The 26,358-nt window shown below is 41.0% G+C and carries 23 protein-coding genes; 13 read left to right on the top strand and 10 right to left on the bottom strand.

The genetic code is table 11. The features are described 5' to 3' along the window. Nucleotides 1-24: 24 nt before the first annotated feature. From H5182_RS19030 to fabR, 6 genes are all read right to left on the bottom strand, one after another. Complete coding sequence (locus H5182_RS19030) at nucleotides 25-4,704, bottom strand: OmpA family protein (RefSeq protein ID WP_182760449.1); 4,680 nt, start codon at nucleotides 4,702-4,704, stop codon at nucleotides 25-27. Between the two features lie 2 nt (nucleotides 4,705-4,706). Then, entirely contained in the window at nucleotides 4,707-5,780 is a 1,074-nt protein-coding gene (locus tag H5182_RS19025) for a PD40 domain-containing protein (protein ID WP_182760448.1), read from the bottom strand. Between the two features lie 94 nt (nucleotides 5,781-5,874). Further along, a complete protein-coding gene (locus H5182_RS19020) occupies nucleotides 5,875-6,237 on the bottom strand; it encodes a hypothetical protein (RefSeq protein ID WP_182760447.1) in 363 nt (120 codons plus the stop codon). A gap of 1 nt (nucleotide 6,238) precedes the next feature. After that, the gene (locus tag H5182_RS19015) at nucleotides 6,239-6,895 is read right to left on the bottom strand and encodes a peptidoglycan-binding protein (RefSeq protein ID WP_182760446.1); all 657 of its coding nucleotides are present in this window, start codon (nucleotides 6,893-6,895) and stop codon (nucleotides 6,239-6,241) included. 49 nt (nucleotides 6,896-6,944) lie between these two features. Beyond that, complete coding sequence (locus H5182_RS19010) at nucleotides 6,945-8,123, bottom strand: hypothetical protein (protein WP_259398331.1); 1,179 nt, start codon at nucleotides 8,121-8,123, stop codon at nucleotides 6,945-6,947. Nucleotides 8,124-8,229: 106 nt separating this feature from the next. Next, complete coding sequence (gene fabR, locus H5182_RS19005; RefSeq protein ID WP_145242416.1) at nucleotides 8,230-8,853, bottom strand: HTH-type transcriptional repressor FabR; 624 nt, start codon at nucleotides 8,851-8,853, stop codon at nucleotides 8,230-8,232. Nucleotides 8,854-8,979: 126 nt separating this feature from the next. On the opposite strand from fabR, the gene H5182_RS19000 reads away from it, so the two are divergent. Beyond that, nucleotides 8,980-10,113 (top strand): fatty acid desaturase, encoded by a 1,134-nt coding sequence (locus H5182_RS19000; RefSeq protein WP_182760444.1) that lies wholly within the window; start codon nucleotides 8,980-8,982, stop codon nucleotides 10,111-10,113. Between the two features lie 13 nt (nucleotides 10,114-10,126). Continuing rightward, nucleotides 10,127-11,554 (top strand): Si-specific NAD(P)(+) transhydrogenase, encoded by a 1,428-nt coding sequence (gene sthA / locus H5182_RS18995; protein ID WP_145242412.1) that lies wholly within the window; start codon nucleotides 10,127-10,129, stop codon nucleotides 11,552-11,554. An 85-nt stretch (nucleotides 11,555-11,639) separates the two neighbouring features. Here the strand turns inward: sthA and hemE are convergent, their stop codons facing one another. Then, nucleotides 11,640-12,704 (bottom strand): uroporphyrinogen decarboxylase, encoded by a 1,065-nt coding sequence (hemE, locus tag H5182_RS18990; RefSeq protein ID WP_149980407.1) that lies wholly within the window; start codon nucleotides 12,702-12,704, stop codon nucleotides 11,640-11,642. A gap of 502 nt (nucleotides 12,705-13,206) precedes the next feature. On the opposite strand from hemE, the gene rsd reads away from it, so the two are divergent. After that, on the top strand, nucleotides 13,207-13,674 hold the full coding sequence (gene rsd, locus H5182_RS18985; protein ID WP_145242408.1) for a sigma D regulator: 468 nt from the start codon (nucleotides 13,207-13,209) through the stop codon (nucleotides 13,672-13,674). 176 nt (nucleotides 13,675-13,850) lie between these two features. Continuing rightward, complete coding sequence (locus tag H5182_RS18980; RefSeq protein ID WP_145242406.1) at nucleotides 13,851-14,900, top strand: LD-carboxypeptidase; 1,050 nt, start codon at nucleotides 13,851-13,853, stop codon at nucleotides 14,898-14,900. Between the two features lie 56 nt (nucleotides 14,901-14,956). Here the strand turns inward: H5182_RS18980 and fkpA are convergent, their stop codons facing one another. Continuing rightward, the gene (gene fkpA, locus H5182_RS18975) at nucleotides 14,957-15,709 is read right to left on the bottom strand and encodes an FKBP-type peptidyl-prolyl cis-trans isomerase (protein ID WP_145242404.1); all 753 of its coding nucleotides are present in this window, start codon (nucleotides 15,707-15,709) and stop codon (nucleotides 14,957-14,959) included. A gap of 202 nt (nucleotides 15,710-15,911) precedes the next feature. Between fkpA and H5182_RS18970 the strand changes: the two genes are divergently transcribed. Continuing rightward, on the top strand, nucleotides 15,912-16,910 hold the full coding sequence (locus tag H5182_RS18970; RefSeq protein ID WP_182719569.1) for a WD40 repeat domain-containing protein: 999 nt from the start codon (nucleotides 15,912-15,914) through the stop codon (nucleotides 16,908-16,910). After that, on the top strand, nucleotides 16,897-17,112 hold the full coding sequence (locus H5182_RS18965; protein WP_145242400.1) for a SlyX family protein: 216 nt from the start codon (nucleotides 16,897-16,899) through the stop codon (nucleotides 17,110-17,112). Before H5182_RS18970 ends, H5182_RS18965 begins: the two co-directional genes overlap by 14 nt. 13 nt (nucleotides 17,113-17,125) lie before the next feature. Here the strand turns inward: H5182_RS18965 and H5182_RS18960 are convergent, their stop codons facing one another. Then, complete coding sequence (locus H5182_RS18960) at nucleotides 17,126-17,329, bottom strand: YheV family putative zinc ribbon protein (protein ID WP_029216159.1); 204 nt, start codon at nucleotides 17,327-17,329, stop codon at nucleotides 17,126-17,128. A gap of 143 nt (nucleotides 17,330-17,472) precedes the next feature. Here H5182_RS18960 and H5182_RS18955 point away from each other — a divergent pair, with 143 nt between their 5' ends. The 5 genes from H5182_RS18955 (at nucleotide 17,473) to H5182_RS18935 (ending at nucleotide 23,438) form a co-directional block, all read left to right on the top strand. Further along, nucleotides 17,473-19,398 (top strand): ATP-binding cassette domain-containing protein, encoded by a 1,926-nt coding sequence (locus H5182_RS18955; protein WP_182731706.1) that lies wholly within the window; start codon nucleotides 17,473-17,475, stop codon nucleotides 19,396-19,398. Next, nucleotides 19,382-19,804: a TIGR02444 family protein gene (locus tag H5182_RS18950; RefSeq protein ID WP_182731705.1), complete on the top strand. Its 423-nt coding sequence runs from the start codon at nucleotides 19,382-19,384 to the stop codon at nucleotides 19,802-19,804. Before H5182_RS18955 ends, H5182_RS18950 begins: the two co-directional genes overlap by 17 nt. A 1,158-nt stretch (nucleotides 19,805-20,962) precedes the next feature. Beyond that, on the top strand, nucleotides 20,963-21,943 hold the full coding sequence (locus tag H5182_RS18945) for a hydrolase (protein ID WP_145242394.1): 981 nt from the start codon (nucleotides 20,963-20,965) through the stop codon (nucleotides 21,941-21,943). Then, nucleotides 21,940-22,185 (top strand): YheU family protein, encoded by a 246-nt coding sequence (locus tag H5182_RS18940; RefSeq protein ID WP_145242392.1) that lies wholly within the window; start codon nucleotides 21,940-21,942, stop codon nucleotides 22,183-22,185. Before H5182_RS18945 ends, H5182_RS18940 begins: the two co-directional genes overlap by 4 nt. Nucleotides 22,186-22,244: 59 nt before the next feature. After that, the gene (locus tag H5182_RS18935) at nucleotides 22,245-23,438 is read left to right on the top strand and encodes a dipeptidase (protein ID WP_145242390.1); all 1,194 of its coding nucleotides are present in this window, start codon (nucleotides 22,245-22,247) and stop codon (nucleotides 23,436-23,438) included. 32 nt (nucleotides 23,439-23,470) lie between these two features. Here the strand turns inward: H5182_RS18935 and H5182_RS18930 are convergent, their stop codons facing one another. Beyond that, nucleotides 23,471-24,148 carry a hypothetical protein gene (locus H5182_RS18930; RefSeq protein WP_182760443.1) on the bottom strand — a complete coding sequence of 226 codons (678 nt, stop codon included), beginning with the start codon at nucleotides 24,146-24,148 and terminating at the stop codon, nucleotides 23,471-23,473. A gap of 221 nt (nucleotides 24,149-24,369) precedes the next feature. On the opposite strand from H5182_RS18930, the gene H5182_RS18925 reads away from it, so the two are divergent. Continuing rightward, a complete protein-coding gene (locus tag H5182_RS18925) occupies nucleotides 24,370-25,275 on the top strand; it encodes a hypothetical protein (protein WP_182760442.1) in 906 nt (301 codons plus the stop codon). A 123-nt stretch (nucleotides 25,276-25,398) separates the two neighbouring features. Beyond that, nucleotides 25,399-26,340 carry an alpha/beta fold hydrolase gene (locus H5182_RS18920; RefSeq protein WP_182735840.1) on the top strand — a complete coding sequence of 314 codons (942 nt, stop codon included), beginning with the start codon at nucleotides 25,399-25,401 and terminating at the stop codon, nucleotides 26,338-26,340. The last annotated feature ends 18 nt before the right edge of the window (nucleotides 26,341-26,358 follow it).

Raw genomic sequence — 26,358 nt, 5'->3', positions numbered from 1 at the left:
CCCTGTAAGTACTAAGAAGTTAATTTACTCTTTAAAAGCCCCTAACGGCCTGACCTTCTTCTTTGTCGCATCTTCAACAAACCACTGTTTCACTTCACCTTCAGTCAACCCTTCCTCTGACAACCTTTTATACACTGCTTTTTGTGATGGGGTTGAATGCTCGCCATTTAGCTTTGCGGCTAATTCTTTTAAATCAGCTTCAGGTAATGTTTTACCCCAAGGCAAATCGCTATTTGTAGGGTTAGGCAATGGTAACTTTAACTGCAAACCATGGTTGCTGGTTTTATCAGTCGTCGAACCGATATCATTAAAGTTAAAACCAGAATTACCCGCAGAATTAAAGCTAGCGACGCCTAGCTCCATACTATACTCCCGGTCTTGTTGCTCAGTAAACAAATCACTAAACTGAGCTGTAAATATATCACCAAAAGGCCTTAAACCTTTAACGGTAACCCGTTTTGGCGACTCATACTTTAAACTAAAGTTCGCTGCAAAAACAAAAACCCGCTCTTCACCGGCAAATGCTTTAGCGTCTTTATTATGCCAATTAAGCAACGCTCGAGCTCGAGCCTGTTTACCTTTCTCGTTATAAGGGCCTGCGTTATTCAATAGTTCAATTAACTCTTCATACTCTGGGCCTACCTGCTCATCAATTTTGCACTGGTTGTCATCCCACATATCCTCAAATTGATAGTCATCGTCATGCCACGTATCCACCATTTTATTTAAAATACGCTCTGTTTTATAACCTTTATTTGCATTACGCGTTGCTTTGCCTAAATAGCACAGCTTTGACTTATACTGCGGGCCTTGGTCATTAATACCAATAGTCTGCTGCAGTATTAAATCACATGGCACACTACGCCAATCTAAACCAATTAATTTTTTGGTATAATTATCAGACTCTAGCTTTGTACAGGTGGCTACAACCATAATATCGACTTGGGTATTCCAATCAAAGTCATCAAATATTATGTCATCGCCAAACTGGCGTACTTTAAACCCTAAACTTTGTGCGGCAGCAAATTCACTCTCAAATAAACGGATTGAGCGCCCTTGCCTTTGTATTTTACTGGTCATTAAATAAGGCTTTCCTTCACCGCCAAAGCGCACCAAAATTCTAATGCTTTTTTCCCCCGCAAAAAGCTCTGGGTATACAAAGCTTGAGCTATTACTGGTTAAAAAGTCTTTTATTAATAGTGACTCTTCATTACCACCATTACGCTTTGTATTTAAATCAACATAAAACTCATTCGCCACAAACTTATTTTTTATGCCTAAGGCATAGAGGACCTCCGCAGTGTCAGACTCAAAAATCATCTCATCACTATTATCTTTACGTTCTCCCATTAACGGCAATACAACTCCAAGACTACTGCCAACTTGCGCACGAATGAAATAACGCATGTCAGAAAAATTGTCATCTTGATAGTATTCAAGTGCAGAGTCGTGCATTAATGGGTAAAAGGCTTCTTCGTGCACCATAGGCTTGGTACCTAAATACGTTTTTGGCCCCAACTGAAAAAATGGTGTAAATACACAACCAAACTTTCCGGCAAAGTGCTTTTCACTCTCTAATAGCTCAGACTCGACAAGTGGCCTTACCAACTCTTTATAAGCAAGCTCGTTATTTTTCCCATCACAGCGCGTTACTTTAAAGGTAATAGGGGCAATACCGGTCATCGTATCGTTAAACACCACTAAAACACGAATAGGTGTGAATGGCGTTAAGCGCTTTAGTTTGTTGGCAATAATTGGCAACCATTTTTTTGACGTTGGGTCTTGATAATATATGGCGCTGTGATGATAACTTGCTTCACCATAGTCAGAAAATACCGGCTCAAAGGTGTTTGCAAAGCTTTCAAGGTATTTACTGCCTGCTTTTTCTTGTGTGCCAAAGGTATGAATAGGAAAGTAGTTTTGAAACTCAGCGGTAATATAGTTATGTTCACGCGCGAGTGTTGGCACCGCCATCATATAAAAGCCATACGGGTTAGACTGCGAGTGCATATAAAGTGCGTTTTGAGGGTCCTCTATCACAGTTTTACGTGCGGCTTTAGTTAACAGGCTGTAATTGTCACTAAACCCATAGAGCGCTTTTTTATCATTGCCTACGTTTTTCTTTTGACCTGCGATACTATCAATGAAAAACACCCAAAAGGTATCCATACGAATTGATGCACCGGGTAAATTAGGGAGCGCCCAGCTATCACCTAATAAAAAGTTTTCTATGTATTGTTTTACTTTATAACGCTCTAGGTTTTTGTAGTATTCGCTTTTATCTCCTTCACGCTGCGCCCTTAATAACAAGCCCATCAGGCCCGATATTGCCTCTGAGCGCAGTCTAAATTGCGCAGCCCACTGCGTACTTTGCTCTGTGCTTTCGCTCTCTTTAAATTCACTAAGCAGCTCATGCATCATCCCTTGGTTAGCAGCACATTCTTGGCCTAGGCGTTTATCTCTTTGAATTTCGGCATAATACTTTTTACAGGCGTTATCGAGCAGCACTTCATCCATTAAATTAGCAGCCGATGTAGCTATAGCACCACCCGCTTTTATTACTGCCACCGCCGCAGCGATGGGCGCTGTTGCCGGAATAAATGCCATCACACCCAAAGCAATGTTAATCATTTGCCACGCCATGGCATCAACTGTTTCACCTACTTTTATGTCGTTAATCACGGTTAAATTACGAAAGCGCTCTAAGCTATCCATACCTTCGCGTGATGGGCAAACAGAAAGCTGGCTAATAGCATAAGCGACAATGTGTACACGGCGGTTTTGCGCTCGGCTGGCTTCATCTTTATTATTTACAAGTGGCTGAGTATAACCCAGCCCTTGCACTTCAATACGCGCCTCATCAATACCAGCTTGAGTTGCTAAAATATTTTTAACAGCATCGGCTCGTCGCTCAGATAGCGCCATATTATAATCGTAATGACCCAGATCGCAGGTATGGCCTGCCACTATAATTTTAAGCGTTTTGTTTAGCTCAAACGCTTTTAAAACCGCTTCACTTTGCTGCAAGATAGCATCACGGTATTCATCGGTTACCTGCTCACTATTAAGTGCAAACTGTGCTTTAATTACCACGTCTTTTACTATTTCTTTAGCACTTAAATGCTCAAAGTAATCGTTAGCAACCGTTTTATAATGCTGCTTAGATTGCGCTAAGTTAGGGATATTTGTACCAAATTGCTGCAACGTAGTTTGCCCAAGTGCTGCAATATTTATGGTTAAGTCAGCTATATTGAGTGCATTACCTGCTGCATCCATTGCTACCTTAGGAATGCCAAGCTTTTTACCTAAACTTTTATTATAGCTTTCCATTGCTGCTGGTGTGTTCGCTGGTAAGCGCCACAGATTTTCTGCAAGTGCTTGCCGCCAACCGTCGGTTGTCATAGCAGCACGCGCACTACGTAGCTTTTGCCACGCATCTTGCCCTTCTTGCATCGCAAATACAGAATCAAGGGTGGCTTGAATGGTTTTATCTTCTGTTTTATTTAAATGGGTATGAATTGCCTTGGCAATTTTACTGCCTAACACAAATTTACCATTGGTGGTAAAATTGCCGTTACTGGCACTGGCGGTTATATCAGTATTAATTAACCCAGCAGCGAGTTGTGCGCGGCCTTTTGCCACCGCCCAACCATGACAAAAGCTTTCATAGCCGCTGGCTATTTTTATCGGTTCATCGCTGACTTTAGCGCGGCCAATTTCTTTACCGTTTTCATCTTTAACACTAATATTTTTAGGGTCATAGGTGGCATGTTCTGTTTTTAAATCTTTGGCATAACTTATTAAGTGGCTATAAAAGCGAGGAAATTGCTTTATTATTGCCTCTTCAACCGAGAGCGGATCGCAGTTAATTACATCAAACTCACCCGCTTCGTTTTTTATATCAAAGCGCACCATTTCGGCAAGTTCATAGTAGTAATATGTACCATCATTCTGAATAGACTTAGAACACCAGCCAACTATATTGGCTAAATAAGCATCTCGGTCAAGCCTTACTTTAATACGATATAAGCCGCTAGGTAGTCTCTTATCAATACCTGATATCACAGCTAAGTTAGTTTCCGAATCGAAAGTAGCAAATTTATCTTCACCCACTGGCGGCGATATAACAATATTTTCACCTCCAAAAAGCGGTATGTTCGGATTAATACTTAATACAACAGCCCTCGTTTTTGCTAACACATACGCTTGAATACTTTTTACATTTTTTTGAATTATTTCTTTTTCATACCACTTATTGTAAGTGTCATCTTCGCTATTCTCAGTAGGGCGCTTTAAGTTAGTAACTGGGACTGTTTTTAACTCTAACAACGGCGTATTTGAGCTACTGTAATTTTTTAAATTATCAACAAACTCTTGTGCCCATCCACTAGGGTTATTATTTGCAATAAGCCCAATGGACTCCATTGGCGGAATAATAATAGGTCGTTGATTATTATTTGCCATATATGCATGAAATGGCAGGCGCGTCTCTAATGACTCACTGTTTATTGTCGATAAAATACCAGCACTATTTGTTTTTAATACAATAGGCTTTTTTGTATCGTAAGTGGCTGACTCAGGCTGCTCGGCCACCACGATTCGATTTGCTACCGGCGTTAATTTACCCACCGGTTTATTATTCTCAACATATCCAGTTAGTAAATACACTAACGGGCTTGCAGATCCTTTGCTCATTTCATGCATAACTAGTTACCCTGTGCTTTTTGGTTGGTAATTGCTATAGGGTATATTGACCTCATTCCCCAAATTCTCATTTCTTTAGTACGCGTTACCTGTTGCTCACCTGTTAAAATATTGGTTCTAGTGATAATGCTATAAGTAACAGGCTTACCAAGCTCATCAACCTCGCCCATTGGGTTATAACCAAATTTAAGGGTGGCATTTTCATCCAGAGAAAAAATAACGCCATTACCTTCCCCTATTTCTGAGTGCTCTATTTCAGGGTTGGCAATATTCACCCAATGAAAATGCGCTTTTGGTCTGCCTTGAGTCATAAACGCTAAATATTTTCCATCCGGTGAAATACGGTGGTTTTTCATTTCCCATTCTCTTGGGAAACCAAAATCAACTTTACGTATTACCTCACCATCAAACTTATGTATCCAAAAGCCATCGTGCTTTATCGCTAAAAACTCTTTATCGCCTGGGAGTAAAAAAGCAGCGCCACTGTGGTGAATTTGTGGTCGTGGGGTTAGCTCGCCTGTTGGAACATGGTAATTAAAATTTTTGCCATCTGAGTAAAAAATTACATTTTTACTGTCTGACGTCCAATTAAACCACGGGTAGCCACCACCACCTGACATGGTGATTAGCTTTTTCTCTTTGGTGTCGTACAACTGGCGCGTCGCTCGGTCATTGATATAACCCGAAATAGCGATATAACGGTTATCTGGTGAGCGAGATGGTGGATGCAATCCCGCAGGTTCCAACTGGGTAAAAATTTCTTCAGGAATAATACGGCGCCTGTCAGAGCCATCTAAACGAGATGACCACAGCGTGCGTACCTCACTGTATTTGTATTTATTCCAAAACATTAACCGCGGGGTTGAGAAGGTATCTGCATCGCCATACACCTCTTCGCGTATTTCCATCGGCCACTCAGGGTGGTTTTGATGCTCTTTAGCCCATGGGTATTTAGAAACGTCAACGGCTGTTGTGTTTGTTGTACTTTGCGATGAGGGCTCTGAGCAACCGCTTAGCAATAAGCTAAAACAAAGGCTGAGGGCGCAAAGCACGCTGTTATTTTTTAAAAATGTCATTAAAACTATCCTTTTACTACATACACTTATTTACGAGGTAATATAAATAAGTGCACTCATTAAAACTTGTGTTATTGAGTCAAAGTGCTTGCACTTACTCTTCTACTATTTCTGCCATTAAAACGGTTTCTGGCGTTTGCTTATAAAGCTCACTGAATGGGACATTGTCGAAAATATAATAAGCTGGCTGGCCATCATTTGGGTCTTGCATTAAATCAAAGTTGCCACTTTGGGGTATGTCGGTAAATTCTATACGGACCCAATCTCCCTTAGGCATTACACGTGAAATTGGCTTTATTTGCTGCCAGTTATGTTGATTATTTACCAACACAAGCTGCTCTTTAGCGTAATTTTTTGCATTTGTGTCAACTTGATAAAAAAATACAAAAGCGGGCTTAACAATCGTTAACAGATTTATATTGTTAACTACCATTGCCATACTGTACGGGGTACTCATACTAACTCCCAAATACTTGTTGTAATTTTGCTTTGGTTTTAGGGCCTGGTATGCCGTCTATGTCGAGATCGTGCTCGTACTGAAATTCCTTTACACCAATGCGAGTTTTTTGACCCATGACGCCATCAACCTTGCCGCAATTAAACCCCAACATATTACAACGTCCCTGCACGCCAGAAAGCGTGTCGATTGGATCTAGATTGCCTATTTGTACCGCAAAGCTTTTAGTTGGTGTGGTATCGCCTTCATTTAGGTATAAATCGACGGTGCCAGTAAGGGCGTCGTTATTATTAAGCTCTACTTCGATAAGCCCATCACTTTGCAATACGGTATCGATTGTTTGGCTGCCGATATTAAGCACAACACGTTTACCGGTAATATCATCGCCATCGTCATACGATACTTGCAGGCGAAAATATTCTTTTTCGTTTTGTACAACAAACGTATTTAGGCTGTTGGCGCGCAGCGGCATAAACTTTTCTTTTTTAGGTGGTATGGTAATTTTATCGCCCGGGTAAATTAAGTTTGGATCAGGGCGCAGCGCTCTAAATTCAGCATTAATGGGGTGGTTATACAAGGCGGTTGAGGTTTTATAACCATATTGGCGTGCTATGCGTAGCAGTGTTTCGCCTTGTGCGACGGTGTGTTGTTGTGTCATTGAAATATCCTTATCCCTAAATATAAATATCGCCAGAGCACGTCTACGTTTAGGTGATGTTGCCTACTGACCAATCGTGATCGGCGAGTTCAAAAAAGCTGACTTTGGCGTTTTCAAAATCAGGGCCTGATACGTTGGCGTAGCCGTTTTGATCGAGCTGTCCGGTGATAACATGGCCGTTACGTAAGCGAATTTTATAGCCCATGTTGGCTTGAGGCTCACCGGCTTCATCAAGTAGTTCAACTTCGTAGCTTAGTGTTGGCTGTTCAACGGTAAAGGTAGTGGTATCTACTGCGCCGCTGGCAGTGACAATAACGTTATAAAGTCCAGGCTTTACAGCAAAAAAATGCTGCCAAAACGATACTTCGTCAGGGCGTTTTTTATCGAGTTGCAAGGTTACTTGCCCGCTGGTTGGCCCTTGCCATTTAATAACCACGCTGCGACTGTTGCTGCTTGAGCCTTCGATATTGAGCTTCCAGCCATCGGGCACGCGTAAGCTAGTGCCGGGTTTGGCTGGTTTGCGATTACTAAAGCCTAGGTTGTAGTCGTAAATCAAATTGGCATTTTTATAGCCGGTATATTGCTCGGCGAGCTGCTCTACGGTTTCGCTTGCTTGTAAAAGATGGTTTGAAAAATTTTGCCTAACTTGATGCGACGCTTTTAGTAATACAGTACTTTGCAAAATAGGCTTATATATACATACTGCGGGTAAGTGAACTTCAACAACTGTTGGCTTTAAAGCACGGCTATTTTGCTGCATTGATTGCGCAATATACTTTGCTTGGCCTTCGCCATACTGGCTATTGAGTAGCGCTGGATTTGCTAAGAAGTTTGCTTGGTTGGAGTCACTTAAAAAATGCTCCGAAGCCGAATAATCAGGTGCGGCATTAGCTCCACCGGATGACGAAAACTTAGTGGTACTCACAGGATCTTTTGGATAAACAGCTAAGCCTTGCGCGGTATTTTTATAGGTGTTGTAGCTGACTTTTCGCCATGTTTTTTCATTTGCCCAAAATTGGCTGCGGGGATCATCACGTAGCCGTGCGGCTTGGCGTTTATCAATTACACCATACTGATTATCTTGAATAAGCCGTTGTAGTTTTTTCGGTAATAAAAAGAATTCAGCTCGCCTGACGTACGCAAACGTTACAACAGGTTCGGTTGCTTCATCTTTTATTTCATCAAAAATATGGGCATGTTTAAAGTTCACCGCGTCCTTGGTGAGCATGTGCATCCTCGCTTTCTCTAATGCAGAGATTTAATTTTCTGAGTATAAACTTTAGCTTGCAATAATAAAGAAATAGGAACAAAAAATCTACAAGCATTTATGCTGATTATTCACTCGTGTTTTTATTCTCTCGCACATAATTACTAGCGCCACGCGTTATATAACGTAATTGCCAAATTAAACGATCGACTAACTCTTCTCGTTGTTGCCCTTCTATGTCTAATGCTTCAGCACCGGCATTAAATACTAGCGTGACCATAGCCTCTGCTTGAATATACGCATGAGTTGCATCGCACGGGGTTTCGCTTTCAAGATAATGAGCAAGCTCTAAAATAAAGTGTTTAATTTCACGGGCTACAGCGGCACGAAATGCTTTAGAGGTGCCGGAGCGTTCACGCAGTAATAATCTGAATTGATTACTGGAGTTATCAATAAACTCCATAAAAGTAACAATCGAGGTGGTGATAATGCTACCGCCACTGGCTATACGGCGGCGCGCTTGGCGCATTAGCTGGCGCAGCGTTAAACCGGCTTCATCGACCATGGTTAAACCCAGTTCATTCATGTCTTTAAAGTGGCGGTAAAATGAGGTTGGTGCTATACCTGCTTCACGGGCAACTTCACGTAAACTTAAATTAGAAAAGCTATGATCGGCGCTTAATTGGTTAAATGCCGCTTCAATTAAAGCTTGTCGTGTTTTTTGTTTCTGTTGCGCGCGAACACCCGACATGAACTACTCCTGATTTAATTTAAATCAATTTATGGTGATTTTTATCTTAATTCTCCAGTCTAATACTTGACGGCAAGAGAATGAAATATTATTTTAGCTTACAAGTGTACGCTCAGATTTGAAAAGATGAAAAAACCACCGATTATTTGGACCAATGTCCTATTTTTTAGTATTACTTTTTTGGCTGCTGCCACATTAGTGCCTTGGTATGGGTTTACCCATGGCTTTACCAGTAGTCATTGGATCGCATTTGTTGCTTGTATGTTTTATGCTGGTATGTCAATTACCGCAGGCTACCATCGCTTATGGGCCCATAAAACTTACGACGCTCATCCTGTTGTAGAAGCCTTTTTTGCTCTAGGTGGTGCTTTTGCACTACAAAATAGTGCGCTGCACTGGAGCAGCGATCACCGCGTTCATCATGGCCAAGTTGATGACCCTATAAAAGACCCTTATGCAGCAACTAATGGCTTTTGGTATAGCCACATAGGTTGGATGTTACGCGATTACCAAGGCGACAGTTATGGTGATTATAGTAATTGTCGTGATTTACAACGCAATAAAATAGTGATGTGGCAACACCGTCATTATATGAAATTAGTATTAGCAACTAATATTGGTATCCCTGCCCTGCTGGGTTTAATAATTGGTGATGTAATTGGCATGCTGTTGTTAGCTGGATTGTTGCGTTTGGTATTGAGCCAGCATTTCACCTTTTTTATTAATTCGGTGGCACATATCTGGGGCTCTCGACCTTACACCGAAAAAAACACTGCTCGTGATAACGGGGTACTAGCCTTGTTTACTTATGGCGAGGGTTACCATAACTTTCATCATATTTTTGCCAGTGATTATCGCAATGGCATAAAATGGTTTCATTATGATCCCACAAAATGGATGATCCGCGCTTTTGCGGCTGTTGGACTTGCTAAAAAATTAAAACGTACGCCGGTTGAGCGCATCGAAAAAGCCAAAGCCGAAACGTTAATGAATAGAACGCAAAACCGTTTAGCGAAATTGCCTTTAGCGCAAGATAAGCTTACATTATTGCAGCAAGAGTACGATTTATTGCTGAAAAAGCTACAACACTTTTGCGCACTAAAAAAGCAAGTTTTAGAAGTTAAAAAGAATAACATGCTGCAACAATGCGAAAAATCAGCTTTAATGACACAATATCATGAGTTGGAAGCAGCCTGGGAAAATCAAAAGCAGGCGTGGCTTGCACTCAATGCGAGGTTATTAAAAGCCTCTTTTAGTTAATGTAGGAGTGGCTGTGGCCAAACAACAAGTAAAGCAAGAACAACCATCATTTCAATATGATGCAATTATTATAGGCACAGGTCCTGGCGGTGAAGGTACCGCCATGAACCTGTCTAAAAGCAACAAAAAAGTGGCCGTTATCGAACGCCAAGCTGCCGTTGGTGGTGGTTGCGTACATTGGGGTACTATCCCTTCAAAAGCACTACGTCACTCTGTTAGCCGCTACATAGAATACAAAGCAAACCCATTGTTTAATGTGGGTGAGCGCCCTAGTAGGTTAACGTTTCCTGATATTTTGCGCCACGCCAGCTCGGTTATTTCTAAGCAATCAAATTTACGCAGTAGCTTTTACGACCGTAATCGTATTCATATGTTTCAAGGTGATGCTAGCTTTGTTGATAAGCACACAATTGAAATTAAACGTCTTGATGGGTCAACCGAACGACTAACTGCTAAAACCATTGTTATTGCTACAGGTTCTCGCCCTTATCGCCCACCTGAAGTCGACTTTACCCATTCTCGTATTTACGACAGCGATACTATTTTAGGCCTAGAGCATGACCCTCATCGTGTACTTATTTACGGCGCTGGTGTTATTGGTTGTGAGTATGCGTCTATTTTTAAAGGTTTAGGTGCAAAAGTCGATTTAGTTAATACTCGCGACCGCTTACTCGCCTTTATGGATGCTGAAATCTCAGATGCTTTAAGCTATCACTTTTGGAATAGCGGCATTGTGATCCGCCATAACGAAGAGTTTGACCGCATTGAAACCCGTGATGATTGCGTTGTTATGCATTTAAAATCAGGAAAACGCGTTAAAGCTGACTGTATTTTATTTGCCAATGGTCGCACCGGCAACACTGACGGACTTAATCTTGAAGCGGTTGGTTTAAAAGCTGATGGCCGCGGGCAGTTAAAAGTTAATGAAACTTACCAAACTGAGGTCGATAACATTTATGCCGTTGGTGATGTCATTGGCTACCCAAGTCTTGCTAGTGCAGCGTTTGATCAGGGTCGAATTGCTGCCGATGCAATTGCCTGTGGTAATTGCGATGAAAAACTAATTATTGATATTCCGGCAGGTATTTATACCATCCCTGAAATGAGCTCAGTAGGTAAAACAGAGCAGCAGTTAACCGCCGCGAAAATCCCTTATGAAGTCGGCAGAGCTCAATTTAAACATTTAGCGCGAGCACAGATTGCTGGTACCGAAGTGGGTAGTTTAAAAATATTATTCCACACTGAAACCAAAGAAGTACTGGGTGTGCATTGTTTTGGCGAGCGTGCCTCTGAAATCGTGCACATTGGCCAAGCCATTATGGAACAAAAAAATGGCGGCAATAATATTGATTACTTTGTAAATACCACCTTTAACTACCCAACTATGGCTGAAGCCTATCGTGTTGCGGCGTTAAATGGTTTGAATCGACTGTTTAAATAAACACGTTGAGACAGCTAATAAAAAGCCCGCTTACTGATAAGCGGGCTTTTTTGATTATAAATGACAGTGTTTGTTACAGCTGCAGTTACTTATGATATTGCGCACTAAACTCATGTACGGCATTAATAAATACACCCGCGTTTTCAGGATCAACATCAGGCGTAATACCATGGCCTAAGTTAAATACATGACCTTCACCTGTGCCAAAATCTTCAAGGATAGTCGCTACTTCTTGGCGAATACGATCTGGTGTGCCATGTAACATTGATGGATCCATATTACCTTGCAGAGCTACTTTGTCGCCGACACGGCGCTTAGCATCGCTAATATTAATTGTCCAATCGAGACCAATTGCATCACAACCCGTTGCTGCTATCGCTTCAATCCATTGACCACCATTTTTAGTAAATAACGTAACGGGCACTTTGCGGCCATCGTATTCACGAATTAAACCATCAACGATTTTGTGCATGTACTGCAATGAGAACTCTTTATAATCACGCGGGCTCAATACACCGCCCCATGAGTCAAACACCATTAGAGACTGCGCACCGGCTTTAATTTGTGCATTTAAGTAATCGATCACTGAATCAGCAAGCTTATCAAGTAACAAATGCAGTGTTTTTGGCTCAGCAAACGCCATTTTTTTGATTTTACCAAAGGTCTTGCTGCTCCCGCCTTCAACCATATAAGTAGCAAGTGTCCAAGGTGAACCCGAGAAACCAATTAGCGGTACTTCGCCTTTTAGTTCACGACGGATCGTGCTTACGGCATTCATAACATAACCAAGCTCATCTGTTGGATCGAGCTTTGGAATTTTTTGTACATCAGCAAGTGATGAAATTGGACGCTCAAATTTAGGACCTTCACCGGTTTCAAAATACAAACCTAAGCCCATCGCATCTGGAATCGTTAAAATATCACTAAATAAAATAGCGGCATCTAATGGGTAACGACGCAGCGGCTGTAATGTTACTTCACAAGCGAGCTCAGCATTTTTACACAGGCTCATAAAATCGCCCGCTTGTGCACGAGTTGCGCGGTATTCTGGTAAGTAACGCCCTGCTTGGCGCATCATCCATACCGGAGTCACATCAACTGGCTGTTTTTGTAGTGCACGTAAATAACGGTCGTTTTTTAATTCGCTCATAGCGTAAAGGATCCTAAAGCTGATAGATATTGCGCAGATTGTATCACCATATCGCACACCTCTCTATCGCTATGGCACTAATTAACCTTAGTATTGATACAGATTAATAATCTATTTTAAGATGCTTGCTTGGTACAAAATTAATACAACAAACAATAACATTTGAAATTTTTTATTAATATGTTTGCAACATAGTAAAAACCTTGGTATAACTTGTCCCGCGTTAACAATAAAAACAATAAAAATTACATAACAATAAAAATAAAAATCTTCTAATAACAATAAGAAAGCTTGTTTAAACAAGTCATGGAAAAAGAAATTAACCACCTTTATGGTGGTTTTTTCTTGCCTGAAACAATATAAACGATTTGTATTTTATTAAAAAAACTGTTTATATATCATATAGTTCTTGTTTTATTACAAAATTATAAAAAAAATGTGTTGATCTTTGCGGCATATTTCATTGTTATAGAAGAAACCAACCCAGCTAAGGAGAATGATAATGCTGACGCGTTTGGAAAAAGCTCAACAAAAATGGGGTGGTAGCCACACCGTGATCGACAAATGGCTCTCAGAACGCCAAGAGCTATTAGTTTTATATTGTCGTATTGCTGGCTTTTCACCGTATGATAAAAAAGACCATGCCTTACCTGACCAATTACAGATCCAAAATTTTTGCCAACTATTGATGGATTATTTATCTGCTGGTCACTTTGAAGTGTATGACGACATTGCCAAGGCATGTGAGCAAAAAGGCCCTAACAGCCAGCAGCTTGCCAATGAACTTTATCCACGAATTTCGCAAACTACTGACATTGCACTTGATTTTAATGACAAATATGCAGAGGTGGATAAAGAAGATTTACTCAATGATTTTGATGACGACTTATCAAAACTTGGTGAAACACTTGAGCTGCGTTTTGAGTTAGAAGATGAGTTGATTGATAATTTATATTCTAATCACACCTAGATAATACACACAATTATTACGTTACAAGGAGCTAAGCTCCTTGTTTGCTGTTTACTTTAAGTCTTTTCTTACCCATCTATAAATTTAATATTCCCATAACACCCCATAAAATTGAAATTTATATTTCAATGATGTAATTATAGCCTTATTGTGCATTAAAACTACAAAGGCTCGCCATGAATAAACGTACATTTTTGAAATCTGTATCACTCCTCAGTGCAGGGTTACTCGCAGGCAATAGCGCTCAAGCAGCTAACCTATCAAGTCAAACTGCACTAAGTTTAAAAAAGCCGAACGCCTTACCAAGCAGAGGCACAATTGGTGTAGCTAGCCCATCAGCAGCAACAGCAAATCAAAAAGACATTATTTTAGCTAAGCAAGTAATTGAAGCGCTTGGTTATAATGCTAAGTTAGCACCTAATATTATGGCTAGACGTGGCCACCTTGCGGGCACTGATACACAACGTGCAGACGATCTTAATGCGCTGTTTAACGACAGCAGTGTTGATGCTATTTTTTGCTTACGAGGTGGCTCTGGGGCGGCACGTATTTTACCCCTACTGGATTATGCAATGATCCGTGCTAACGCCAAACCGCTGATGGGCTACTCAGATATCACCGCACTTCATAACGCGTTACTAGCTAAAGCCGGTATTGTTAGTTTTCATGGACCTAACGCCTCTAGTGATTGGAATCCATTTCATGTTAAACAATTTAAACAAATGTTTGAGCAACAAACCCGCATGCACTTTAGCAACTTGCCAAAAGCCGAGGATGAATTGGTTAATAGCCAATACCTCACCCAAACCATCACACCAGGTAAAGCGACTGGACAACTTATCGGCGGTAATTTAACTGTACTAACAGCGCTGGCTGGCTCAACTTATTTACCACAATTTGACGGGGCTATTTTATTTTTAGAAGACATTGATGAAGCACCTTATCGGATTGACCGCATGCTCAGCACTTTAAAACTAATGGGTGCACTGGACAAAATAGCGGGGTTTGTATTTGGTGACTGTAACGATTGCAGCCCGGGAAATGGCTATGGCTCATTGACGCTAGATGAAATTTTTGCAGATTATATAAAACCGCTGGCTATCCCTGCCTACCGAGGGGCGATGATTGGCCATATAAAACGACAGTTCATATTACCGGTCGGTACGCAAATCGAACTCAATGCTGATACAGGTACGTTGACTATGAAAGAAACCGCCTTTAGCTAAGATTTTAGCAACAAAAAAAGGGGCTAATTAGCCCCCTTCTCGCACAGAATAAATAATTACTCTGCAGCTGCTGCTTGCTCTTCATTTTGAATTTCAAGTAATTCAACTTCAAAAACAAGTGTTGAGTTAGCTGGGATCTTACCTAAGTCACGATCGCCGTATGCTAGTTCTGCTGGAATAGTAAACTTATACTTAGAACCTACAGGCATAAGTTGTAAACCTTCAGTCCAACCAGCGATTACGCGGTTAAGTGGGAAAGTCGTTGGTTCGTTACGAGCATACGAACTATCAAATTCAGTACCGTCAAGTAGTGTGCCTTTGTAGTGTACTTTAACTACGTCAGTTGCTACTGGCATTTCACCATCACCTTGAGTGATCACTTCGTACTGTAGGCCTGATTCAGTTACTGTTACGCCTTCTTTCTTAGCGTTATCAGCTAGGTATTTTTCACCTTCAGCTTGGCTTTTTTCAGCTTCTACTTTGGCATGTTGCTCTTGCTTAGTACGTACTGACGTATCAAGTGCAGTTAATACTTCACGAATTTTCTCTTCGTCAATTTTTGCGTCGCCAGCAAGGGCATCTTCAAAACCACGAATTAATAATGCTTGGTCAAGCTCAATGCCTAACTCTTTTTTATCAGCTAAATCTTTATTTAAAAAGTTACCAACAGATGCACCAATACCGTATGCTTGTTGTTGTACTTCAGTTTCAAGTTTAACAGGTGCTTGTTCTTGTTTTGCTTCTTGATTACAAGCTGTTAGCGCTAAAACTGACGCTGCAATCAATGACAATTTAATCGTCTTTTTCATTTTAAATCTCCGACACACTTTGCAGATGTCATTTATTGTATTATTACTAGTTAAAGGTTAACGGCCCATGGTAGGCTACTTATCTAATTTCTGATTGTAGGCTATACGCTCACTTTCACGTTAATTAGATAAACAACCTAGGCTTTCACGAGCCCTAGTCTAACCTCTCAATCACTAAGAGTTAAGGGGAAATAGCTGTAATATGTCGATATTTCGTACTTTTTTGTATCTTCTGTGCTGCACCTTGCTGATTGCCTGCTCAGAACAAAAAGACCAAGCCACTGCAAGCTATGAGCATGCAGCCAGAGGCGCGTTCGCCTCCGCAATATCTCATGATGGCAAATACAGCCTGATCTCATCTATACACCATGGGGTCGCCCTATGGGATAATCAACAGCAAGTACTAAAATACCAATGGTTTCAGCAACAAGACGCCGATAGCCTAGTACATACCGTGGCTATCGCTTATGACAACAGCCACGCTGTTACCGCTGAAAAAACCACTTTTGCAGTATGGGATATTGCCACTGGCAAAAATACCGGCTACTACAAAATAAAAACCGCCACTATTCGTGATATCGCCATTAGTAACCAAGGCCGCAGTGTTTTGTACGGTCGTAGCGATGGCGTTGTTGTTTACCTCGACTTAGAGACCGGTAGACGCATTGAGTTCCTTGGCCACCAAGAAAAAATTAACGCAGTTGCTTTATCGCCCAACGGAAATTTTGCTCTCAGTGGCTCCAACGATTATGCGGCGTACTTTTGGGATACTCGTACCGGACAAGTGATCCATCGCTTTAACCATCCAAGTCGTGTCACCCAAGTGACCTTAGATCCGCAAGGTCGCTATGCATTTACCGCAGACAGTATGACACAAGCACATGTATGGCAGCTGACAACAGGTGATCTTGTTAGTAAACTGCAGTATATTGCCCGCCAGAGAATTTTCACTGCGGTACGCTTTAATGAAGCAGGCACCTTGCTGGCAACAGGCTCACCTAACCGCTTAGTGGACCTATGGCAATTATCCAGTGGTGAACAAATTCAAAGTTGGCATGTAACACCGCGAGAAGGCAGTAGACCAAAATCAGCAGTGGTACTTGATGTCGCTTTTACTGACAACGATACTGCGTTGTTAACCGAAAGCTCCAGTGGGATCGCTGAGCGCTTTACTAGACGAGAAAAAAATGAACACAATTGAACATCGCTTAACAGAACTTGAAGCCAAAGTGGCTTTTCAAGACGAAACGATTGAAATTTTAAATGATGAAATAAAAGTGCACCAGCAGCTGTTGGCAAAAATGAAGCGCCAAACAGAGCTACTGGCTGAAAAAATTAAAGAGTCGCAATCATCATCTATGATGATGTCAGACACGCCAGAGCCTCCGCCGCCACACTATTGATGGTTGCGGGCGCTTAATCGCCCGGTTTAAACACGCCAATGACTTGTTCAAATTGGCGTGTTGATGCCTGAACAGCCTGCTCTGGCTGTGCCATTTTATGGCCGCACTGCATGCATTCGACTTTCTCTACATCGTGCTCTTTGTAAAGCATCATCATATCCATGGTTTTACACTCTGGACAGGTTGCCCCAGCAATAAATCGTTTTTTCTGTTTCACTACGTTTTCCCACAGTTTGAAAAGAAACTTGCTACATTTTAACCCAATAACTACCCAGTTGATACGCTGACGATTGAAATATAGTCCAGCTTCCGTGCTATGATAGCGTCAAGTTCACAAAGGCACAGTAAAGCGCAGACTACATGATCCAGATCTCAGAAATTGAATTACTTCGCGGCGGTAAAGCACTCCTTAAAGATGCCTCAGCTACATTATTTCCAGAACACAAAGTTGGCCTAGTTGGCGCCAATGGCTGCGGTAAATCAACACTCTTTAGTTTATTGAAATCTGAACTACAGCTTGATGCAGGTAATTGCAGTATCCCTAAAGACTGGTCTATCGCCTCGGTAAAACAAGAAACGCCAGCGCTAGATATCAGCGCAATTGATTATGTATTACAAGGTCATCCTGAGTATTACGCCATGCGTATTGCGCTGCGCGAAGCCGAACAAAATGATGATGGCGATACCCAAGCCAAAGTGCACATACAACTTGAGCACATTAAAGGCTATAGCATAGAAGCCAAAGCCGGCGAGTTACTTCACGGGTTAGGGTTTGCAAATAACCAAATTGAAAACCCCGTTAGTGATTTTTCCGGTGGTTGGCGAATGCGCTTAAACCTTGCCCAAGCGCTGATTCGTGATGCCGACTTGCTGCTACTGGATGAGCCAACTAACCACTTGGATTTAGATGCGGTGTACTGGCTGGAACGTTTTTTACGCGCTTACACCGGTACTTTAGTGTTGATATCGCATGACCGTGAATTCCTCGATGCTGTAGTTGACCAAATTTGGCATATCGACAAGCAAAAGATCAATGTTTACAAAGGCAACTACTCGCAATTTGAACGCCAAAAAGCAGAGCGTTTATTACAACAACAAGCGATGTTTGAAAAACAACAAGATCAAATTGCCCACCTTGAGCAATTTATTACCCGCTTTAAAGCCAAAGCCAGTAAAGCCAAACAAGCACAAAGCCGCGTTAAAGCGCTTGAACGTATGGAAAAGCTCGCACCAGCTCATGCTGATTCGCCCTTTGACTTTGAATTTGCAGAGCCTACCGCACTACCAAACCCATTGATGACACTCGATAAAGCTCAAGCCGGCTATGGCGATGTCACAATATTAAATAGTATTAAACTTAACTTAGTCCCTGGTAGTCGCATTGCCCTACTTGGCCGTAACGGCGCAGGTAAATCAACCTTAATAAAGTTATTGTCTGGCGACTTACAACCGCAAGCAGGCGAAGTATTCCAACATCAGGGCTTAAACATAGGTTACTTTGCTCAGCATCAATTGGAATCGCTAGATTTAAAAGCCAGCGCGATTACCCATTTGCAGCGTTTAAATCCTAAAGCCACCGAGCAATCACTGCGTGACTTTTTAGGTGGTTTTGCCTTTATTGGTGATAAAGCCCTTGAGCCCGTAGCACCGTTTTCAGGGGGTGAAAAAGCCCGATTAGTACTCGCAATGTTGGTCTATCAAAAACCAAACTTATTACTGCTCGATGAGCCAACCAACCACCTTGATTTAGAAATGCGTCATGCTTTAGTAATGGCGTTGCAAGGGTTTGAAGGCGCGATGGTTACCGTTTCCCATGACCGTCACATGCTAAAAAATACCGCCGATGAATATTACTTAGTGGATAACGGTGAAGTAACCCAGTTTGGCTACGACTTAGACGAATACTATCAATGGCTACTTAATGCTAATAAAGAAGCGGCAAAAACCACTCAAGATGACAATGAACCAAAAGCAAACTCAAGCGTTAACCGTAAAGAGCAAAAACGCCTAGAAGCAGAGTTTAGAAAAGCCACTCAGCCACTTAAAAAGCACATCGAAAAGCTTGAAAAGCAACTTGATAAACACTCTGCCGAATTAGCTGAAATCGAACAAGCACTTGGCGATAACGAGCTTTATAACGATGACAACAAAGCAAAACTCAAAGAATTACTAGCTAAACAAGCGACATTAACACCGAAAGTAAATGACATCGAAGAGGAGCTATTAATGGCCCTTGAAGAGATGGAAGAAAAAGAGCAAGCGTTTGCCAATGAACTTGCTCAATAGCAGAGATTTTTGGCAATTTGCATGTCGCCTTTACAGTGAAGGTGACATGCAAGCACGCCTGTTAGATTACCAAAACCAGCAAGGTAAAAACGTTAACCTGTGCCTGCTACTGTATTATTTAGACTCTCTCAATCTAGCAATTAGCCAAACTCAGTTAAACAAACTTGAGCAATGTATTAGTGAATTTGATCAGCAGGTATTACAACCGCTGCGTGCCGCCCGCGGCTATTTAAAAACCAACCACACCGAGATTGCAGATTACGCTGCAATTCGTAAAGAGCTACTCAGCGCCGAGTTAAAGCTAGAAAAACAACAGCAAGAGATGTTGATAGATGCGGTAAATAAATTTAGATTAGCTACGCATCCGGAGCCGAATAATATGAGGTTGTATCTGCTTAAGCTATAAGCAGCTCGGTGCGAACTTGTGTTTGGGATATAGTTAGGGCAATCATGTCTAAAACCATTGCCCACGGATATTCATACCTGTAGGAGCCAGCTTTAGCTGCGAATATATTTTTATCTGTCTCACTGTCTTTTTTTGTACAAAATTTTAAAGTGATTTATCCACAATGAGGGTTTCGAGGCGCTACGCTTTAAAGAAAAGCCAGTAAAATATACTAGCGCTTGTGTAGGTCGTGCTTTAGCGCTTGAATTCCGCGGCTGTAGGCTTGTTGTTATTTTTGGTTCTCAACCTGATACCTATTAATGTTCCTATAACTGTACTTAAAAGTAAAATAGGTAGCTCAAAAGCTAAAGTTGGCGGGATAAACAACTCTTGCAAAATAAACGAAGTGATCGCAGTGCTAAATAAAAACCCCAACACATAAACTGCACATGCATATTGCCAATTATGGCTTGAACTTCTGTAAGCCATAACCCCATACATGAATATGGATAAGAAAGCTGAGGGGATTAACTGGATTACGAAAAAGTCTTCAAAGGTTAGTCTCGCAATCATATTGATAACTTGTGATGTTAAGAAACCTAAACTTACATAAAAAAATGCCATCACTAAAGTGTATTTAACTATCCGTGTAACCCTCAAGATCTCCCCCTGTATTACAGTTTTTATAACCAATACAGTTTAAAATAAAAATGCAAAGACTGGTAGCTTTCCAGTTTTTTCATTAATAATGGCCCGCAAACTCCCTAGAGCTTTGCCACTTTAACCTTTCTCCTTGCAAACTCGCTAACTGATTTGATCCAAATCAACTTCTGTATCACTGCTAATCAACTTAGGAAAATAGCTTGATCTGGATCATAACAACCTAGTCAAACTGTCTCTATCATTAATCCATAGACATTAGGAGGCATTTATGGACGTATTCTTCAGAGACTTTTTTAGTGACCCAGTACTATTTTTATCATTTGGTTTTCTGGGAGTAGTGATCAGTTTATGCCTTTTCTTTGTGTACTTTTTTATCAAAAAAGTACATGACGACAAAACACCCAATCAGAATTAAGCACGACGCACAAAGCCCCTATCAAGTTATTTGATTAGGGGCTTTTTATTATTAAAAGTTTGTTACACTAGCGATTCTATTAGCTAAACATGTTTTAACTTATGTCTACAGATTTCAAGCCAGCTTGGTGGATGACTAATCGCCATGTGCAAACCATTATGCCACGGTTTTTTCGGCCTTTTCATAATACTCGCTACCAATTAGAGCAGCTTGATACTCCCGACGGCGATTTTTTAGAGCTCGCTTGGTCACAACCCAAAAACGATAACGCGCCGCTGGCAATTGTATTGCATGGCCTGGAAGGTAATATCAATAGCTTTTATGCAAAAGGCATGATGAAAGCCCTCAAAAAGCAGGGGTTTAGTGTTGTTTTAATGCATTTTCGTAACTGTTCTACTGAAGTTAACCGCCTACCCCGTGCATATCATAGTGGCGAAACCGGCGATCTCGATTTTTTTATAAAACAACTTAAGCAGCAGTTTCCAGATCGCTTGATGGTTGCAGTTGGCTTTTCACTCGGCGGTAACGTACTGGCCAAATACTTAGGTGAACAAGGCGAACAATGTTTACTTGATGGCGCGGCGGTTGTTTCAGCTCCTTATGATTTGTCGCCATCATGCCAAGTTATTCGTAAAAGTTTGGCTAAGATTTATCAAAAGTATTTACTCGATCGCATGAAAAAATCGATGCAGCGTAAATTACCGCAAATCACAAAACAGATTGATTTAACACCAGATCAGCTAATGGAAATTGATGATTTATGGCAGTTTGACGATAAACTGACAGCTCCTTTACATGGTTTTATTGGTGCTGAAGATTACTATCAACAAGCCAGCGCTAAGCCTTATTTAAAACACATTACAACACCCACATTAATTGTTCATGCGAAAGACGACCCAATGCTGTCAATTAAAGCTGTACCCAGTAGGCAAGATGTTAGTGAGCATGTTACGCTGCAAGTCTCAGAAAAAGGCGGCCATGTTGGCTTTATAAGTGGAAAAAATCCATTTAAACCGATTTATTGGTTAGAGCATGTAGTGCCAGATTTCTTCACCCAAATCGTCAAAAAAGAGCAGCTATGATCATTCCCCATGAGCAACTAGATAAAGACACTCTATACAATTTAATTGAAAGTTATGTGCTACGTGAAGGCACCGATTACGGTGAGCAAGAATTCAGTATTGAAAGTAAAGTGGCGCAAGTAAAACAACAACTACAAAATGGCGATGCCATGGTGTTTTTTTCAGAACTGCACGAATCAGTTACTATTATTTCTAAAGGTGAATTTAAAGCACTGCAAAGTGAAACACAATTTAACGAGTAAACTTGTAACCCTAGTTGTAAAAATAGACAATGGCTTTTTTACTAAAAGAGCCATTAAAAATGATAAAACTAAGCTCAGTAGTTATTGCCGTTGCACTTGCTTTATCAAGCCAAGTGCAAGGTGCAGACATTAGCGCATCAGCTAAAGCAATTAAACTCACCAAAGACACTATTTTAATCGATACTCATATCGATGTGCCGTACCGTATTCATGCTAAATGGGCTGATGTTACTAAAGCCACTGATGACGGTGATTTTGACTACCCACGCGCAGTTAAAGGTGGCTTAAATGCGCCATTTATGTCGATTTATATTCCTGCGCATTTGGAGTTTGAAGGGAAAGGTAAAAGCTTTCAGCTAGCAAATCAACTCATTGATAGTATGGAAGCAATTGCCCAGCGCGCCCCTGACAAATTTGCTATTGCCGATTCAACGAATGATATTAAAAAGCAGTTTAAACAAGGCAAAATGTCGATAGCAATGGGGATGGAAAACGGCTCACCAATTGAAGGTGACATGGCAAACCTACAGCACTTTTTTGATCGTGGTGTACGCTATATCACCCTTGCTCATTCACAAAGCAACCATATTTCAGATTCATCTTATGATATTCGCCGTAAATGGAAAGGTCTAAGCCCATTTGGTAAAAAACTGGTTACTGAGATGAACAATATCGGCATGCTGATTGATGTTTCACATATTTCAGATGATGCGTTTTATCAAGTAATGGAGCTATCTAAAACACCGGTTATTGCCTCACACTCATCACTGCGCAAATATACGCCTGGTTTTGAGCGTAATATGGATGACGATATGCTACTAGCACTAAAAAAGAACGGCGGGGTTATTCAAATAAACTTTGGTTCAAGCTTTGTAACCGCTAAAGCAGGTGATTGGGGCAAGCAGTTAAAGAGTAAAAAAGAGTCGGCCAAAAAAGAAGGCACTAAATTAAGTCAAGATTTTGATGCCGCGTATCGTGCTAAAAACCCGTATCCATTTGCGAGTCTTGAGCAAGTACTTGAGCATATCGATCACGTTGTTGAGCTAATTGGTATCGATTATGTTGGCATCGGCTCTGATTACGATGGTGTTGGCGATTCACTGCCAGTAGGCTTAAAAGATGTATCTAGCTACCCGAACCTAGTGCAAGGATTAATGGATCGTGGTTACAGTGACAAAGATATCAAAAAAATCCTCAGTGGCAATGTGCTGCGCGTATGGCAACAAGCCGAACAGTATGCAAAAAAACATTAATTGATAAATAATTAGGTCCTGAGGTTCAGGGCCTAATTACTCTTTGATGGCTGAAAAATCTCATTTATCAATTTCTCTTGAGACGTGGCCCCTGCCATTTTTATCAACTCATACATCGTTCCTGTTGTCGCAAATGTGCTTTGTGTACAGCTAAACGCGTCAAACAAGTTGTACTGGTAATGCGTTGACTCAGCTAGTAAATCACCTGAAGACACGTCATATACAAAAAACTCAGCATAGGTATGAAGCGCATTTTCATCTTTATAATAACCGTCTTTAGATCTATATTTAAACGCGCCACTGAAAATCAAAACCGTGTCTACATTTTGTTGATTATTAAACTCAATGTTGCTCCATCGCGAGACGCCTACATCAGTATTAATGATCGACATAGATTGCTTATTTAACGGCACTAATGTGGTATCAAAACCAGCAAAGCGCGCAATTATCCGCTGCGTTAGCAGCTCATTTAAATCCGTAGGGAGCGCATACAACTGCCGTTCATTGCTGAATACCGTAACCCCTGTATGCGTACAAAGTAAGTTATCACCAATCAGCGTAATCACACCAACTTTACCAAGCGGTTTGCGATTTTCTGCGATGCTGAGGGTTGCTTTTTTGACACTGTCTTTTTTAACCTTTTCTTGCTTTGTTGCGCACCCCGATAGGAGCAAAAACAACGCAATAAAAAACCACTTAAGTATATTCATATTTTTCTTTTCCGTGCTGTATACAACGACCAAACAACATGATGTTTGCAAAGAGAAGAGTCTCCTTGCTTAATTAAAAATAAAATTAATCTTCGTTATCAATCATACTTAGCGAATAAATTATAATACGCTGAAGCACACTTAACTTTCTACATCTTTTAACAGACTTATAGCCCCAAAAGCGGTAAATTACGCCTTTTCAAATATGGAGCCTCCACCACATGCCTATTAGTAAAGGATCAGTCGCAATAGCCCTTGCCTCAGCCGCACTTGTGGTCTCGTGTTACGGTACATTTTTCAAATCAGTGAGTTTACCTAACGACAAAAGTAGCACTGAACAGTCATCGATCATTGTTACTAATATGCCACTGAATAATGACAGCAACGAACTTTCAGTTACCCAATTGCATAACAAAATAATATCTTTACAGCGACAAGTTACCAGCCTAAAAATAAAAAATACTTCTATAGATCAAGAATATAATAACGATGACTTTAAGGAGTTGGTGCTTGCTGTACTGACGGAAAAAGAACAGCAAGAAATAGATGAAATGCGTGAAAGCAACCCACTTTACGGTTTTTATGCCGACTTACCACAAGACTATGAACTACGCATAAAGTCAGACTCTGACTATGCGAAAAAAATAACCACACAATTACGAGAGCAAATACTCGACCCAAATGCCACAGACATCGATAGACTCGCAGCCCTAACTCAACTACAAATGAATATGTATATTTTGAATAAATCAAAAATACCTGAGTATGACTTTGCGGTAGTCGATAATATTTTAGAGCTGGCCGCTAATAGTGATGATGAGAAATTCAAAATCCAAGCCATTGAAGTCATAACTCAAGCACCCGTACTCGATCAACGCCTGACTGAGCGCTTTACTTCACTACTGCAGCACGAGTCTAACGATTATATTCGCCGTTTAGCGGGGCAAGGATTGATATCGCAATTCTATCAATCGCAAAGCTCAGAAGATGGCAATAGCCAACAAATTGCCCAGCATATTTTATCACTTTACCAGCACACTAGTGATGATAATGTCCGCTCTGTACTTGATGAAATGATTGGCAATGAAAGCATGCTAGCAGAACTGCGAAAACATGCTGAAGGTTAAACGTATTAAAAAACGGCTCTCATTCTGATATAAAAAATTCATATTTCTACTCATGAAGGATTACTGAGTTTTAACTATACTGTTTTGCATAAGTCGCTAAATAAGCTATCGACATAACGCAATATGCGCACGATTAAAATTAAAAGTGGCATTACAATTAGCTATCAAGATAAAGGAAAAAAATCAGCGCCTGTCATCATTATGATTATGGGCCTTGGAGCGCAGCTAACAGTATGGCCTGATGAACTCTATTTTGGCTTAGTAGCTAAAGGGTTTAGAGTCATCCGTTTTGATAACCGCGATACTGGTCTTTCAAGCCAACTTGAACAATTTGGTAGCCCTAACCTATTCAAAATATGGCTAAATAAACGGTTGCCTATTAAATCCCGCATCCCATACACCTTAGATGATATGGCAAATGATGTATTAGAATTAATGGCCGAATTAAAAATCAAAAAAGCGCATTTAGTCGGTGCATCTATGGGCGGCATGATTGCACAAATTATCGCAGCTAAACATAAAAAAAAAGTCTTGAGCTTAACCTCAATTATGTCAAGTTCGAGTAAACCTAAGCTATCGGCGTCTAATTTAAAGCTATTTTTACAGCTTGCAAAACATCGTCGCGCCCAAGCCAGTCGTGATGGTGCTATACATTATAATATAAGGCTAAATCAATTGATTGGCAGCCCAGCCTATCCACAAGATGAACTAGCTTTGCGTAAACAAGCTACCCTAGGAGTGGATAGAGCACACAACCCGCAAGGCTTTAACCGACAACTTGCCGCTATTACTGCCAGTGATTGCCGGCAACATTTAATGCCGAAAATAAAAGCCCCAACCCTCGTCATACATGGCAGTTTAGACCCTGTCATGCCAATAGCCGCTGGAAAGCAAACCGCAGCCCAAATCAGGAAGGCTAAATTAAAGATAGTAAACGGTATGGGCCATGACTTCCCGCCAGCATTAATGGTAAAAATGACCAAGTGGATCAGCAAACACGTTAAGAAAGCAGAACAAAAGCGCGCGCAGAAAAAGTTAAAAAAAGCGGTAAGCGGTAAGCGGTAAGCGGTAAGCGGTAAGCGG

This window comes from Pseudoalteromonas sp. SG44-17 (assembly GCF_014164235.1).
In the GTDB taxonomy this organism is placed as follows: domain Bacteria; phylum Pseudomonadota; class Gammaproteobacteria; order Enterobacterales; family Alteromonadaceae; genus Pseudoalteromonas; species Pseudoalteromonas rhizosphaerae.
Note: the sequence above shows the minus strand (reverse complement) of the source record. Positions and strands in the feature narration are given on the sequence as shown.